Origin of the sequence: Rhodococcus sp. 05-340-2 (assembly GCF_002258915.1) — a bacterium.
Classification (GTDB): Bacteria; Actinomycetota; Actinomycetes; order Mycobacteriales; family Mycobacteriaceae; genus Rhodococcoides.
Genome location: NZ_NOYU01000039.1, coordinates 297,062 through 311,714, shown reverse-complemented (window position 1 = coordinate 311,714; position 14,653 = coordinate 297,062). Strand labels below are relative to the sequence as shown.

11 protein-coding genes and 1 pseudogene are annotated in these 14,653 nt (G+C 56.5%); 1 reads left to right on the top strand and 11 read right to left on the bottom strand.

Going from position 1 to position 14,653, the window contains the following annotated elements; all coding sequences use genetic code 11:
• Nucleotides 1-211: pseudogene (locus CH271_RS25120) on the top strand (dTDP-glucose 4,6-dehydratase); the annotation flags it as partial.
• Between the two features lie 423 nt (nucleotides 212-634).
• Here CH271_RS25120 and CH271_RS28560 read toward each other — a convergent pair.
• The 11 genes from CH271_RS28560 to CH271_RS25075 form a co-directional block, all read right to left on the bottom strand.
• Nucleotides 635-1,429 carry a hypothetical protein gene (locus CH271_RS28560; RefSeq protein ID WP_143546119.1) on the bottom strand — a complete coding sequence of 265 codons (795 nt, stop codon included), beginning with the start codon at nucleotides 1,427-1,429 and terminating at the stop codon, nucleotides 635-637.
• A 425-nt stretch (nucleotides 1,430-1,854) separates the two neighbouring features.
• Nucleotides 1,855-3,120, bottom strand: coding sequence for a rhamnosyltransferase WsaF family glycosyltransferase (locus CH271_RS28555; protein ID WP_143546118.1), 1,266 nt, complete (start codon nucleotides 3,118-3,120; stop codon nucleotides 1,855-1,857).
• A gap of 8 nt (nucleotides 3,121-3,128) precedes the next feature.
• Entirely contained in the window at nucleotides 3,129-4,016 is an 888-nt protein-coding gene (locus tag CH271_RS25115) for a glycosyltransferase family 4 protein (protein ID WP_143546117.1), read from the bottom strand.
• A gap of 262 nt (nucleotides 4,017-4,278) precedes the next feature.
• Nucleotides 4,279-5,598, bottom strand: a complete 1,320-nt coding sequence (locus CH271_RS25110) for an O-antigen ligase family protein (RefSeq protein ID WP_143546116.1) — start codon at nucleotides 5,596-5,598, stop codon at nucleotides 4,279-4,281.
• The gene (locus tag CH271_RS25105) at nucleotides 5,595-6,761 is read right to left on the bottom strand and encodes a glycosyltransferase family 4 protein (protein ID WP_143546115.1); all 1,167 of its coding nucleotides are present in this window, start codon (nucleotides 6,759-6,761) and stop codon (nucleotides 5,595-5,597) included. Before CH271_RS25105 ends, CH271_RS25110 begins: the two co-directional genes overlap by 4 nt.
• A 184-nt stretch (nucleotides 6,762-6,945) precedes the next feature.
• Complete coding sequence (locus tag CH271_RS25100; protein ID WP_094635338.1) at nucleotides 6,946-8,091, bottom strand: glycosyltransferase; 1,146 nt, start codon at nucleotides 8,089-8,091, stop codon at nucleotides 6,946-6,948.
• A gap of 58 nt (nucleotides 8,092-8,149) precedes the next feature.
• Nucleotides 8,150-9,631 carry a sugar transferase gene (locus tag CH271_RS25095; protein WP_179274714.1) on the bottom strand — a complete coding sequence of 494 codons (1,482 nt, stop codon included), beginning with the start codon at nucleotides 9,629-9,631 and terminating at the stop codon, nucleotides 8,150-8,152.
• A 529-nt stretch (nucleotides 9,632-10,160) separates the two neighbouring features.
• Nucleotides 10,161-11,480 carry a UDP-glucose dehydrogenase family protein gene (locus tag CH271_RS25090; protein ID WP_094635336.1) on the bottom strand — a complete coding sequence of 440 codons (1,320 nt, stop codon included), beginning with the start codon at nucleotides 11,478-11,480 and terminating at the stop codon, nucleotides 10,161-10,163.
• A 199-nt stretch (nucleotides 11,481-11,679) separates the two neighbouring features.
• Nucleotides 11,680-11,979 (bottom strand): hypothetical protein, encoded by a 300-nt coding sequence (locus CH271_RS25085; RefSeq protein ID WP_037190365.1) that lies wholly within the window; start codon nucleotides 11,977-11,979, stop codon nucleotides 11,680-11,682.
• A gap of 52 nt (nucleotides 11,980-12,031) precedes the next feature.
• Nucleotides 12,032-13,468 (bottom strand): sugar transferase, encoded by a 1,437-nt coding sequence (locus CH271_RS25080; RefSeq protein WP_373453585.1) that lies wholly within the window; start codon nucleotides 13,466-13,468, stop codon nucleotides 12,032-12,034.
• Nucleotides 13,469-13,789: 321 nt separating this feature from the next.
• Nucleotides 13,790-14,641: a sialate O-acetylesterase gene (locus tag CH271_RS25075; protein ID WP_094635334.1), complete on the bottom strand. Its 852-nt coding sequence runs from the start codon at nucleotides 14,639-14,641 to the stop codon at nucleotides 13,790-13,792.
• Nucleotides 14,642-14,653 lie beyond the last annotated feature (12 nt).

The window sequence follows — 14,653 nt, the reverse complement described above, 5'->3', positions numbered from 1 at the left end:
TTTCGTCACCGACCGGCCCGGCCACGACCTCCGCTACGCCATCGACTCGACCAAACTGCGTACCGAATTGGGTTGGACACCAACGTATGTCGACTTCCGCGCCGGACTGAAGGCAACCGTCGACTGGTACCGCGAGAACGAGCAGTGGTGGCGACCGCAGAAAGACGCCACTGAGGCGGTCTACGCCCGGGTTGAAACATTGAAGGTCTAACACAAAATACCTAACGACGGCACTGTCGGACACATCGGTGACACAGAAGGGGTCACGAAGGTCAACGTCAGGCTTGCGCACCGGTAACAAGGCGTTGAGTAGTGAGAATGAAGAATGGTGCTCTGAGCTGCAAAGATTGATCTTGCAGGGGACACGATCCAGCAAGCGCGTGGAGTGTCGTTCTAGTGAGCAAGTGTCGCAACCTAACCCCACCCTGTCCGTAAATACCAACGCAGCTAGGGTCGTGTCGCACTTTACAGCGGTGACGCTGCCCCCAGCAGCTGAAGTCAAACGAAGTCACATCAAGGTTGGGTTCATCCGGCAGGCACTGCTAAACCGTAGCTGTATTCCGACCGCTATACGATCACTGCAGGCACAGTAGCACTTAATGGAAACCGGAAAATTTCTATCACAAATCCGTTATCAACTCATAGCAAATCGATTCCACAAGCTATCCATTCGCCACTTTCTCATCAGAATAACCCCCTGGACACCGATGCCGACAAGTTCGGCAGCAATCTGCCCCAGCAAGGCACCGGCTGGACCCAAGGTAATCGCCAGAACCACGAGCAGCGGCACCCCAATGACGGACGACAGTACGATCGAAACCGTGATGTGATTTGCGCGCCCTGATGCGACCATAGACAGTCCCAGGCCCCTGGATGTGCAGATGAGAAAAAGTAGAAACCCCGAGATGCAAGACAGACCGTAGCCGAAAACGATGGTTCCAGAAAATATAAGCTGCGCCAAAGATGGAGACACAACCGCAAATCCGAAACCTGCAAACAACCCTAGCGCTGCATTAAGTCTGATCGAGGCAGAAGAACGATTTCGCAAGTCGTCACCTTGCGCTGCTCCTAGCCAACTTTGAAGCCTGCTCGGAATTCCAGACAGGATATTTAAGGACATTCGCATCAAACGGTCTACAGCCGAGAACACCGGCACTGACCCCGGAGCGGCCACCCCCAAAAGTGCAGGAGCGAAAGACGTAAACGAACCACTGATAAGCCGGCCAACCACAATTTGAGATTGCGACCTAATGTGCACCAGATTTGAAGACCAGTTTGCGAAACCCATGCGACCGAAAAATCCGCAAAAGAATAGAGTCGAAGCAACGCTTGTCATCAAAGCGATACCGTACCAGCCCAGTCCGAACCCTAAGAATATAAAGGCAGCCGAGGCGCCGACAAGTATGAGACGGGGAATACCCTCCGTCATTAACAGCTTCCCTGGCGACCCAGCCCCGATAAAAAACCATGCTGGACTGAGTGCGAGGCTGAGGGACCCGAGAGCTATCAAGCATCCCCCTACCCGGTCCGCTGAACATAACAGCCATGCGATGAGCATAACTGGCAAACCTAAGGCCGTGACCGCTGTGATCCTGGTACCAACTGAGCGGCGGTACAGCTCCTTCCGATGCACCTGACTAAGCAATGGAACACGCTGAGGCCCCGAAACACCCCACCCGAGCTCCGCTAACAACGCAGCTGTAGCTCCAACGGATTGCGCCAGCGCAATCGTCGTCCATCCCTCGGCCCCATATTTCGCCGATGCCACAGGTACCACCATCAATGGAGTAACTGCTGACAACATTGGTATAAGGAAGTACGGGACTATCCTCCGCAACTTCCCGAACACACGCTTCATCGAACCGTCGAGTTGGCCAAAATTTCTTGTGCTACGTCTACAATGACGGCCTCGAAGGGGCGGCCCAACTTTGATAAAAATTCCTCATCGTACCCAAGCGGCCTGCGATCTCTAGCTGTCTCCAAAGCCGTCAATAGCCCGGCGGCTAAAAGGTCAGGATCGGCGAGCTCTACTATAAGCCGACTATGCAGCTCTCGCCTTGTGCCGCCCATCTCATTAGTAACCGAAATGCCACCGCTGCAGATCGCATCCAATGGAGGATGAGAGGGATGTGGACTGTGCTGCAACGACAGAAGTACCACAGATTCTGATAAAACAGCGAAGTATTGGTCCCAGGACAGCTTACCCAAAGAGTGCAAATTAAACGCTCCCGAAGTGACGTCAGCGTGACGTTCACCGGCCGATACATAATTAATCTGGGAGTATTTCTTTGGAAGTTGCGAATGCGCCCTATGAAGAGCAGAAACTCCAATGTCGAATAGATTACGCGGTTTGCTTGGCCTACCATAGAACATAATCTGCAACTCGCCGTCTCCGTGATGAGACTTCCGAGCCTCCGCTGCGCGCCGAATTCGATCGGTATCGAGACGAGGCGAAAATATGTAGCGTTCATTGATAGAAACTGCGTCATTGAGAGCAATATAATCGAACAGCGGCTTCGAGTTCACGACCATTCTAAACCCAGCGTACAGCGTCGACCGAGCCAAGGCATAATCCGTTGACCAGGGCGAGAAGCCCGCCTCGTAATCCTGAACCAGATATGTCACGCAATTTCTGTCAATCTGACCCAGTCTGCACGCTACATCTACTGCATGCGCAGTCGTCCAATGCGTCACCAACCACAGGTCCGTCGATCCGACGCCTTCGCGTGCCATTTGACGAGGGTTCAACACTTTCAAGTCACTCGCAATATCGCCGTACTCAGTCAGCAGCAAGGACCGCAGGTCGGTCAAGTGCCTGCCTCTCGGCAGGTCACGGAGTACAACGATTTGTACCCCAACCTCCAGTTGCTTCGCGAGGAGAATTCCAAAATCTACAGCCGTTCGAATACCAGCAAAAAACGATCCTTCACTGAGCTCCGGCAGGACTAGATTCAGCCTCGTCTTGCGGTGTACCTCAGCCATATTGACGAAGGACAGGCTATTCCGGGTGAGATGCCCGTATATATTTGCCCCAGGAATGGAAACCGCATCTCTACTCCGGGCAATCGCGTCGCGTCGTGACAATAGCTTCGTAACGATCTCACCCGGCGGCACTGACATATTTCTCATCATTGACCCCTCGTCCGTCGGACTAAACTGCACATACTCGATCTAACGCTCAGGAGATCTTGTACTTGATTGACCATCTCTGACCGTCCTGATTCAGCGTAGGTGGACAGACCATAAGAGATGCGGTTCAGTATCTCGATCGATTCTATCCTTTCTGAATTCAGCGTCTTGATCTCGCTCCTTACTGACTGAACATCTTCGACGTCGACTTGGCGTAGGAGCGGTGCGGCAATGTCGGAAATTTCCTCAAGCGCCAAGGACTGCTGAGTAAGCACATACCTTCCCGCGCAAAGCCCCTGCCAAACTTTGTTCGCGATTACAGATCTGGCTTTGGTAGAGGTACCGAATACACCCACTACAACATCGCAGTCGTCGATAAAGCTAGCGAGTCGATCCTCGGCGACTACATCAAGGTATTGAACTGAGATATTCGGACCAAACCGACTGGTTACTTTTCGCGCTGTGTCGGCAAATCCAAGGTCGCCAATCAGAACAATTTCAAGCGTTACGTCATCTTCGAGACCCGTCAAGCACTGGAGCAAAGACTCGACTGCGTGTAGCTTCGTATAATTCCCATAGTATAAAAGCTTCAAGGGTTTACAGTTGGGAGGCAGACGACTCGGTACTGCCCAATCAGGAGCGCCGACCGGAACCGGTAACACTTTGGTACGTGCCGAGATCTGCATTACTTCTTGTGCCCTGAGGTCTGTGTCAATGATATAAAGGTCGGCACTTCGCAACGCGACCGAATCCATCAGTCGATAGAAAACCGATTGCGCGGACCATCGACTGAACGTTTCACGGTCCTGAATATGCGTTTCGTACATACCGATAAAGCCGTCGACAACAAGTACCGACGACTTTACCAAACTCAGAATCTTTGCCACCCAAGCATACGAGTTGCCAAATTCTGACATTATAACGACGGACTTTCGAGGCGTAATTTTGAGACCGTCTCGAAATATCCAGGCGCAGCGCTTCAGATAGGACAATTGGGCCTGACGCTTCTGAACAACGACCAGGAAGCCCTGCTTCGCGAACTGCGACCTCAAGTCTCGATTACGAGGGTAATTTTCATTGGTAACGTTCAAGAATACAACGGTGTTACAACCTTCTGCTATTTGGTTGCTTGACACTGAACGATACGGTCTAGCGGTCATTCCGCACCTCTAAGATTGGGTTAGCGCCTGCGCCGTCGTTCGAACGATCCAATTTTTGCTTATCCTGCGCTTGCATCTTGATAGATGTTCGATACGATGTCGAGCAGCATACAAAGAAGAGGACGCAGATTGCCGGCCAGCGGAGGTAGTCAAACGAAAACATCATGACGACAAAAGCGGATACCAGCGCAAAATGTAGTTCGTCCGCGGGTTTAACAGAGCGCACCAGCAGCAGTGCCAGTACTACAAGTCCGACCAATCCACTTGTTACGAGGGTAGTAATTACCTGATTGTCGACAATTCGGAACCCGTTCTGTTGCAACAAGCCTTGATTATATAGCTCAATCTCAGAACCGAAACCCCCACCGAAAAGAATCCACCGCACAGGTAGCGAAATAATGTCTGGCAGAGCACTAATAGCTTGCACCCTGTTGGTGTAAGAACCTGAGCTAATGAGGTTTACTGTCAGTTCACGGAATCCGAAGTCCAATATGTATACGGCCGTCGCTGCTGCAGCAAGAGCCAGGATATTTCGCCAACGGTTGTTCGACCTTCGGCGAACGATTTTCACTATGACGACTGCGATAAAGGCTGCAAGCAAAGCGCTCCGCGTACCCGACAATACAAGGCCAAGCGACAGCGCACCCACCAGCACGAATCTAGTAGCTAGGTTCTGCACTGTTTGTCCGAGAAGAACTATGAGCAGTGCGATAACGGCTATTGTGGCGAACAATATGGGGTGTCCCATCGTACCCTGCGTGCGCACGACATCTTCGCCAAGGAATGGGTTCGGGAGTTTGACTTCGCTGCCGTCGGCGTACAGACCGTATCCCCATAGCAGTGGCTGCTGAGTCACGAAAAGTTCTACGCAAGAGAATACGGTTTGAGATATCGCAGTCGCTATTAATCCAAAGTGAAAAGAACGGAGATCATTCTCAGAAAAACTGCTCGCAACAACTACCGCCAACACAGAAGCTACACCGAGCGGCAACAGAATCGTAACTGAAAGGCCCCGCGACACCGTGACCATCGTAAGCAGAAGAAAGAACCCAGTTGTCAAAAGTGTAACGGCTCCGCCCCATTCGCACTTCTTCAGCATTATCAGTCGCATGGCAAGTAGGGAACACACAGCCCCCAGAACTAACACACGCGTTCCAGTTGGTACTACCGGTCCGGTTGCGATGGTTAGTACCGCAACTGAAATCGCAAGTGTTATCCCGCTCCAACCATTGATCTTTGTTATGAGAATTGGCGATGCCAAAAGAAGCAAATATCCCAGGCCAAGTGCCGTCCAAGTGATATAGGTCATTTTCGCTGCGTCTTTGTTCGCAAAGCACTTTGGGTTGACACTGCAGATTGGATTTTTGAATTGTAATTTTCTTGAGAGAATGCTGACCGGACATGTTCATAACCGTTTTTAGCAATATACTCGGCATGTTGCTGATTCGTTGCTATCTTTTCGATGCACATGCCGAGCGCTTGCCAATCTTCAGGTGGGAACGTTGCGCCGTTTACTCCGTCATCGACTATCTCAGCTAGCCCTTCCATGTCGCTAACTATCGTGGGGCGCATCGCCGCCATTGATTCTGCCGCAACGGTACCAAAAGGTTCTTGCCTAGAGGGGACAATCGCTATATGGCTGCGATCCAAGACGTCTGCGACGTCGTCAACGAATCCCAAATACAGTGGCTTAAGCGTCAATCCTGATTCGACCGCCAAGTTGTCCAACTCGTGTCGGAACCAGTCATATCCGTCAAAAACATCGCCGGCGAAGATAAGCTGGATTACTATTCCTTTCGACGCCAGCCATCCAGCGGCTCGGATCGCGATATCCTGCCCTTTTCTTGGGCTTATGCGTCCGACAAGCACCACTTGTGTCGGCCCCACTGTCGGATGTTTGTAATCGGACTTGTAGTAAGGGTCCCAGTTCTTTCCGTTGTAGATAGTTTGGGTTCTTCTGCTCAAACAGGGCAAACTTTCTGAAACAAAAGCTAGAGTCGATTCGCTATTGCAAACAATTTGGTCTGCAAAAATCATCGGCGCGACGAGCGCCTTGCGAATTATTTTGTTCGAGCCGTTTTCACTTTCTCGGATATGGCATATCGTTCGTCGACCCATTATTTTTGCGGCGGGCAGCCAGATTGGTTGAATGATGGTGTTCACAAACACTAAGTCTGCTTTAGTTTTCTTAAGGATCAGGAGTGCCTGGATGAGCGACGCGAACTGGAGTAGAGCGAGCTTAACAAGCCCCGTCGGGCTGAAGTAGCTCTTTCGGGTGACGGCGATTCGCTTTATGAGGACGTCTCCGGTTACCGATTGCAGCATCGGAACAAGTGGACCATCGCTCGGCACTACGACCGTAACCGCATGGCCCGATTCCACCAGTGCCGTGATGGTCTGAATCGCCATCCGATCGCTGCCGTAGAGTTCCGACCCCGGATGGCAAAACAGAACGTTCATTTCATTGGACAAGATTTACACCCTATTCGGAGAAGCGGCATCATTAAGCGGGGCCTGTAAGCGCCGGCACCCCGCCACAACCGCACAGGCAGTCTCAGCGATGATCAGCAGATACTTCACCATCGACGAGTTCTCCGCATCCAGCTTGGTTTGGTTAGCTTCGTGTGCCATGGGGACTCGACTCTTCGATTCTTGCTTAGGAGTCTAATATTTGGTCAGAGACGGCATGAACCGATATCTGATCTATTCTGCTGGCAGACGAGATCGTTTCTGAGTACCCTCGGCAGATTTTGTCCCAAGAGTAATGCTCAGACGCGCGCCGAGCTGCGGCCGCACTGAGGCTTTCCTGAATCTTTCCATCGGTCAGTACTCTTTCGATGCCGGCTCCGATCGCGCACGGTTTTGGTTCCACAAACACGCCGGCAGACCCCAAAACCTCTCTGTTGTACACGGTGTCCCTAGCAACCACAGGGGCTCCACATGCCATGGCTTGTACCAACGCCGGATTCGTTCCCCCAACGCTGTGACCATGAAAGTAGGCACCCGCATGCTGCCATAGCGAGAAGAGCTTCTTGTCGTCGCTGACATGACCCAGCCAATGCACGCTGGGCGATTCCTCAGCCAGGTTCTTCGCCGCGAGGTCTAGCTCCCCGCCGTAGCCTGAGGAGCCGACGATCACCACGTTCCATTTCTTACTCAGTTGCCTAGCGGCTTCGAGGAACTCGGGAACAGTGTTTTCAGGGACGAACCGAGCCACGATCAGTACGTAGTCCCTGGACTTCAAGCCATCCACGACCGGAAGTTGATCAGGAGCGTCTCCGCCGTACGGAATGAACACTCCGTCTCGACCGAAATCGCGCTGCCATCGCCGCCGAATCTCATGTGAGTCGCAGACCAGCTCCGATGCATACTTCGCTGTCAGTCGAGCTCCGCCACGGAACACCCGCTTAGCGTTGGTGCCCCACTTCGCTCGCTCCCACTCGATACCGTCGACATTGACCACCGTCGGAATGCCGCGAGAACGGAGGAGTGGGAGCCAGTATCCGTTGGCCACGTTCATGATCAACGCAACGTCGGGCTTGCGACGGGCCGCACTGAGCGACGACGTCAGACCGTAGCTGAGTGTGCTGAGAGACTTGGTTTCGAGACCCTTCGTCATCACAGATGACACCCGCGAATCCAGCATGGGGTCGTCCGTCTTGACTGCGCCCGGACGCCCGTAAACAGTCACGTCCCAGCCTTCTTCGGCAAGGTATGGCCCCAGACGCCTTATCAGCGTCTCGAATCCGCCGTAGTAGCTCGGGTATCCCCGCGTACCGATGATTGCAACCGACTTGCTCATTGAATTCCTGACCCTCCCGACATGAGAACAGCGCGACGAACACCCGACTTGGGCAAACTCAGTACGCCCCGTCGCTTCCAGCTACTGCCTTCATGGTCTTGGCGATGATCAGCAGGTCCCCGACCATCGACCAGTTCTCGACGTACGAAAGATCCAGTCGCACAGTCTCTTCCCAAGACAGGTCCGATCGGCCACTGACCTGCCACAGACCCGTGACTCCCGGCTTGACCAACAATCGCCGACGGACCTCACCGTTGTAGGTCTCGACCTCGCGGCGCAGCGGAGGCCTCGGCCCCACCACGCTCATCTCACGCTTGAGAACATTGATGAACTGCGGCAGCTCGTCGAGGCTGAAACGCCGCATGATCTTGCCGACGGGAGTTACACGCGGATCGTCACGCATCTTGAACAGAACCCCACCGGCACCCTCGTTCTGATCGAGGAGGTGGGCAACCTGCTTGTCCGCGTCGACGGTCATGCTGCGGAACTTGATCATCGAGAACGGCCTGCCGTCGATGCCCATCCGCTCGGACTTGTAGAACACTGGGCCACGACTTGTGGTCTTCACGGCGATGGCAACAGCCAGCAGGATCGGAGAGATCAGCACCAGAACCGCAGCAGCGAACGTGAGGTCGAAGGCGGTCTTACTGAATCGTGTCGCTCCGTTGTACTGCGGCTTCTCTACGTGGATCAGCGGAAAGCCTGCGACGGGCCGCATCACCAGTCGCGGGCCGGCAACGTCGACGACTCCAGGCGCTACAACCAGGTCGACATCTTTTTTCTCGAGGTCCCAGATCATATTTCGGATGCCCTTGTGGCCGAGGTGCTCGGTGGCCGTCACAGCAACGGTATCGGCACCGCACTCCTCGATCGCCTCGAGCACGTCGTGCTCATCGCCCAGTACCGGGATGTCGGTGCCCTCGACGTGAACCAGGCCGTCCCGCGGAGCCTCGTACCCGGGCATACAGATTCCGACCACCGCGTAACCCGAGGAGGGGGACTTCTCGAAGGACTGTGCCATCGACACCGCGGCTGAACGGCTGCCCACGATCAGGACAGACGTCTTGTACTCGCCCCTGCTTCGAAGCCGAGTGACGACCTTGCGCCAGATCCACCGACTCATCAGCAGTGCAAGCAGCCCAACCGGCAATGCAATAGCCAGATACAGGCGAGCGATGTCGATGCGGAACAAAAGAGACACGATCGCGATGACACCGAACAGGCGAAACGTGGCCGATACGATGCGTCGGTACTCCTCGGCTCCGTTACCGATGACTCGCGGTGATCGCGTGCGGAAGATCGCAAGGAAAGCGATCCAGACTCCGGCGACGACGACCGACAGGCCCGTGTACGACACCGTCGAGAGGAGGCCTGTGGATTCGGCACCGCCGAAGCGCACGATCTGAGCCAGACCTACCGACAGAGCGACAACAACGACGTCGGTCACCCGAAGCCGCCGGACGTATTGGTCCTCCCATACGTGCCGCGACGTGAGCCTTCGAGCCACCACCGCGTCGGATCGACGCGGAGATCCCCACAGAGAGCGCTGTGCAGCCCCGACAGATGCCACGTGCTCCCCTCCTCTGCACTCGAGTGCTCACCATCGGTCAGCACATGAATCCGATCCAGACCAATCCGAATTTCAACTGGTATCGAATTGAAATAGTCCCACGTGGATAGCGGTCCCACCACGCGAGCGATGCAGATCACAAATCAATAACAGCGTTCAAGGTGTTTACCACACCGACGCTAACGGTGCGACACCAGAGGCCATTCAGCGAACACAAGCCGCCATAGAGTCTCAAAAATGTTGCGTAGCAAGTGAATTGCGCCTGGTATGTGATATTTACCAAGATCTACAGCGGTTATTCGGTAAATATCTATACGCAGCAGGACACACGCATCCACATGCCAGACCAGTGCACGTGATTAGTACCGTAAATCGTGCTAAGCACCGACTACAAATCGGAAACCGGTACTAAGAACCATTCTCGCCGGTAAGGAGCTCGCAATCAGCGAGAATTCATTCGACTGAACGACGCCTGCGATTAACAACGACACAGCACGGTTCAAGGACGACCCAGCCCGCGGTAGTTCCAACCCGCCGCCCGCCACTGCTCCGGGCTCAGGCAGTTGCGCCCGTCGATCAGCGTCTTCTTGCGCACCGCGCCCTCCAGATCCTTCGGAGCGAGGGCTTTGAATTCCTTCCACTCCGTCAGCACCAGCACCACGTCAGCACCCTCGCAGGCCTCGAGCGCGGAACTGCTGTAGGTCAGGGTGGGGAACAGTGCGCGGGAGTTCTCCATCGCCTTGGGGTCGTACACGTTGACCGCCGCCCCCTGGAGCTGGATCTGCCCGGCAACGTTCAGGGCCGGTGAATCGCGGACGTCGTCCGAATCGGGCTTGAAAGCCGCGCCCAGCACGGCAACTCGAGCACCGAGCAGAGACCCGCAGGCCTCACGTGCCAACTCGACCATACGAGTACGGCGTCGCATGTTGATGTTGTCGACCTCGCGCAGGAACGTCAGAGCCTGGTCAGCTCCGAGTTCGCCTGCCCTCGCCATGAAGGCGCGGATGTCCTTGGGCAGACAGCCACCGCCGAAGCCGATGCCGGCATTGAGGAACTTGCGGCCGATGCGCTCGTCGTGGCCGATGGCGTCGGCAAGGACGGTGACGTCGGCTCCCGCAGCTTCACACACCTCTGCAATGGCATTGATGAACGAAATCTTGGTGGCCAAGAACGCGTTGGCAGACGCCTTGACCAGCTCGGCTGTGGCCAGATCGGTGACCAAGAACGGGATCTCCTCCTCGAGCAGCTGTGCGTACACCTCACGGGCGAGCTCCTCGGCCCGACCCGGGCGGGCACGATCGACGCCCAGCACCAGACGGTCGGGGTGCAGAGTGTCCTTGACGGCGAAGCCCTCGCGCAGGAACTCCGGGTTCCACGCCACCTCGACGTCGTCGCCGGCCGGCGCGAGTTCGCGAGCGATCTTGCCGAGCCGCTCCGCCGTTCCAACGGGGACGGTCGACTTTCCGAAGATCACGGCCGGCTTGGTGAGCAACGGCGCGAGAGTTTCGATGACCGAGTCGACGAACTTCATGTCGGCCGCGAACTCACCCTTTTTCTGGGGAGTACCGACACCGAGGAAGTGCACCTCCGCGAAGTCCGCAGCTTCCTGATACGACGCGGTGAAGCGCAGCCGTCCGGCCGCGATGTTGCGCTGCAGCACCTCTTCGAGACCGGGCTCCCAGAACGGGACCTCGCCGGCTTCGAGCTTCGCGAGCTTCGCCGGGTCCACGTCCACGCCCAGAACCTCGTGGCCGAGCTCGGCCATACATGCCGCGTGAGTGGCACCGAGGTAGCCGGTACCGAACACTGTGATTCGCATTTGTTCCATTCCCCGTCGGTCGTTCTGAACAATGGCGTACTCGACAAGAGCCCGTGACGGCCCGTCACAGTAAGTTCCTGGAGGACTAAGCCTTCAGGTCACGCACACACAAGGGAATAGTAAACACAGGCGATCGCGCCCGTCACCCAGGAGACTGCGGTCACAAGACGAGCTGAACAACCAGCAAATCGAAGGTTTCTCAGCGACGAACGGGAAACTGCGGGTTCTCCGGCTCCTCGACTGCCTCGGCGCAGCGGTGAATGAAATCGCTCAGTTCGGAGCGAACCTCAGGAGCGAGGAGATCCAAGGGTGCCTCGGTGCCGTGATACTCCGCGAACGCAGACGTGTAGGCGTCGACACTGTCGGAGATGACTGCGTGCAGCGAAGTGGACCTGTTCAGATGAACCTTCGCGATCACGTCGATGCGATCTGCCAAGAAATCGTGAAACGTGTTCTGCCCCATGGAAACATCACGTCCGTTCTGCGACACAGTTGTCATTGCGCAATGATACGAACAAAACCGACCGACCGCAGGATGAGCGTCGGAGCTACTAGTACGCGCCGTCGCTCTTGAGGACGGCGACCGCAGTCTTGGCGATGATCAGCAGATCCCCTGTCATGGACCAGTTCTCGACGTACGAGAGATCGAGGCGCACGCTCTCCTCCCACGACAGATCCGATCGGCCACTCACCTGCCACAGCCCGGTGATACCGGGTTTGACGAGCAGCCTACGACGCACTTCACCGTCGTACGTTTCCACCTCGCTCCGCAGCGGCGGTCGCGGACCCACCACGCTCATCTCGCGCCTGAGCACGTTGACGAACTGCGGCAGCTCGTCGAGGCTGAACTTGCGCATCACCTTCCCCACCGGGGTGACCCGTGGGTCTTCGCGCATCTTGAACAACACCCCGCCGGCCCCTTCGTTGAGGGCGGCCAGTTCTTGCACTCGCTTGTCGGCATCCTGGACCATGCTGCGGAACTTGATCATCTGGAAAGGCTTGCCGTCGATGCCCATTCGCTCGGACTTGTAGAAGATCGAGCCCTTGCTGGTGAGCTTGATGATCACGGCGAGGGTGATCAGAACCGGAGAAATCAGCAGCAGCACCGAGGCAGCGAACAGGAAGTCGAACGCCGTCTTGCTGAATCGCTTCGCGCCGTTGTACTGCGGCTTCTCCACGTGGATGAGCGGGAAGTTCGCCACCGGACGCATCACCAGACGCGGACCTGCCACATCCACCACTCCCGGCGACACGACGAGGTCGACCTTCTTCTTCTCGAGGTCCCACACCATCTTTCGGAGACCGTGATGGCCGATGTGTTCGGTGGCCGTCACCGCGACGGTGTCAGCACCGGAGGTCTCGATGGCCTCGACGACACTGTGTTCATCACCGAGTACCGGAATCTCGACGCCGTCGATGGTGAACGACGAGTCGTTGCCGGGCTCGTAGTTGGGCAGGCAGATGCCGACCACGCTGTAACCGGCCTCGGGCGAACGCTCGAACGACTTGGCCATGGCCAGAGCCGAACTACGACTGCCCACGATGAGCACCGAGGTTTGGTATCCGCCGCGAGCACGTTTGCGCGACACTATTTTTCGCCATACCCATCTACTCAGGAGAAGCCCGACCAGCCCGACGGGTAGTGCGATCGCGAGATACAGGCGGGCGATGTCCAGACGGAACAGCAGCGAGAGGATCGCGATGGTTCCGAAGAGCCGGAACGTGGCCGACACGATGCGGCGATACTCCTCCGAGCCGTTGCCGATCACCCGCGGCGAACGGGTGCGGAAGATGGCGAGAAAGGTCAGCCACAGAATTGCCAGTACTCCCGATATCCCGAAGTAGCCGACGATGGACCACGGTTCACGAAAATCGATGTCACCGAACCGAATGATCTGCGCCACCGTCACCGCACCGAGAACGACCACCGTGTCGGTGACACGGAGACCCTCGGTGTAATGCGTTTCCCATTCACGACGTGACGTCACCCTGCGCAACCGTCGTGCGTCACGCCGTGAGACAACCGAACTCTGCGCTTCCAGATCGCTGACTGACACTGATTTCCCCTCGGTACGTACGCGTTGCCGAACCCCTGCGTGATCGACACAGCTCCGTGCCACCCCGTCGTGCAGATTATCTTGTCGTACTTATCGTGTCACTTGGTAACGGTATGTTGATCGACACGAACCCGCAGGTCGTTACATGTTTCTACTGCATTAACCAGACGCGTCCGCTGCGTTGCCGACTTCTCCGGAAGCCCCATTCCGGTCACTCTCGACCACCTATTAGCGCCGCATTCACGGCCTGTGTCAAGCATTGTCGGTCGAACGTCGGATGCTCGGGGACATGCCGACGAACGCCTCCCACATTCGGCGTCCCAGTTCCCGTTGCCCCTCGCCGTTGTAGTGAATCTTCTCGGTCTCGCTGTTGAAGAGCCCCCTCGGACCCGACACGTACGCCACTCCGGCCTTCCGTCGGGGCGTATCGGCATGTACCGCATCGATGACGGCGTAGTTCGCATCCCCTGATTCGATCTCGTCCGGCACCATCTGACCGATGACGAACGGAACGTCGCCGAACTCGCCGCGCAGCGTATCGATCAGGCTGTCGAGCTTCTCCGCGTACACCGGCCCGGTCAGTAGCGGCACATCGCTCTCACCTTGATGCCACAGCACCGCCGCGAGCTCGTTGCCTGGCTTGGTTGCCAGTCCCGTTCGGATGCGCTGCAATGCATCCCAGAACAGATTGACTCGCGCCCCGGTGTCCGCCGGATCCCAGGAGATACCGTGAATCCGTGCGAAGCCCGAATCACCGCGTGCATACGGAACCAGCAATACCGGCCTACCCGTCGCATCGGCCAGATGCGCGGCAAACGTCGGTGCGAATCCGACTGCCTTGGAGGGCACTTCGTGGAACAGCGGATTGCTGCCCGCCACGATGGTGTTCTTCGACCGGCCCGACGCAGCCCACTGATGCACCCGTGGATGCGGCGCATCGAGACCCGATCGATCCAACCCGCGACCTCCACCATGTGCATTGGACTGCCCCAGCACCGCCACCACCAGATACGGTTCGTCGATCGCCTCCACCGGAATGCCGCGTCCGAGACGCTTCTTGACGACGTCCTTGGCCCGTACCTTCGCGTTCTGCCGAAACCCCATGACCCTCCCCCT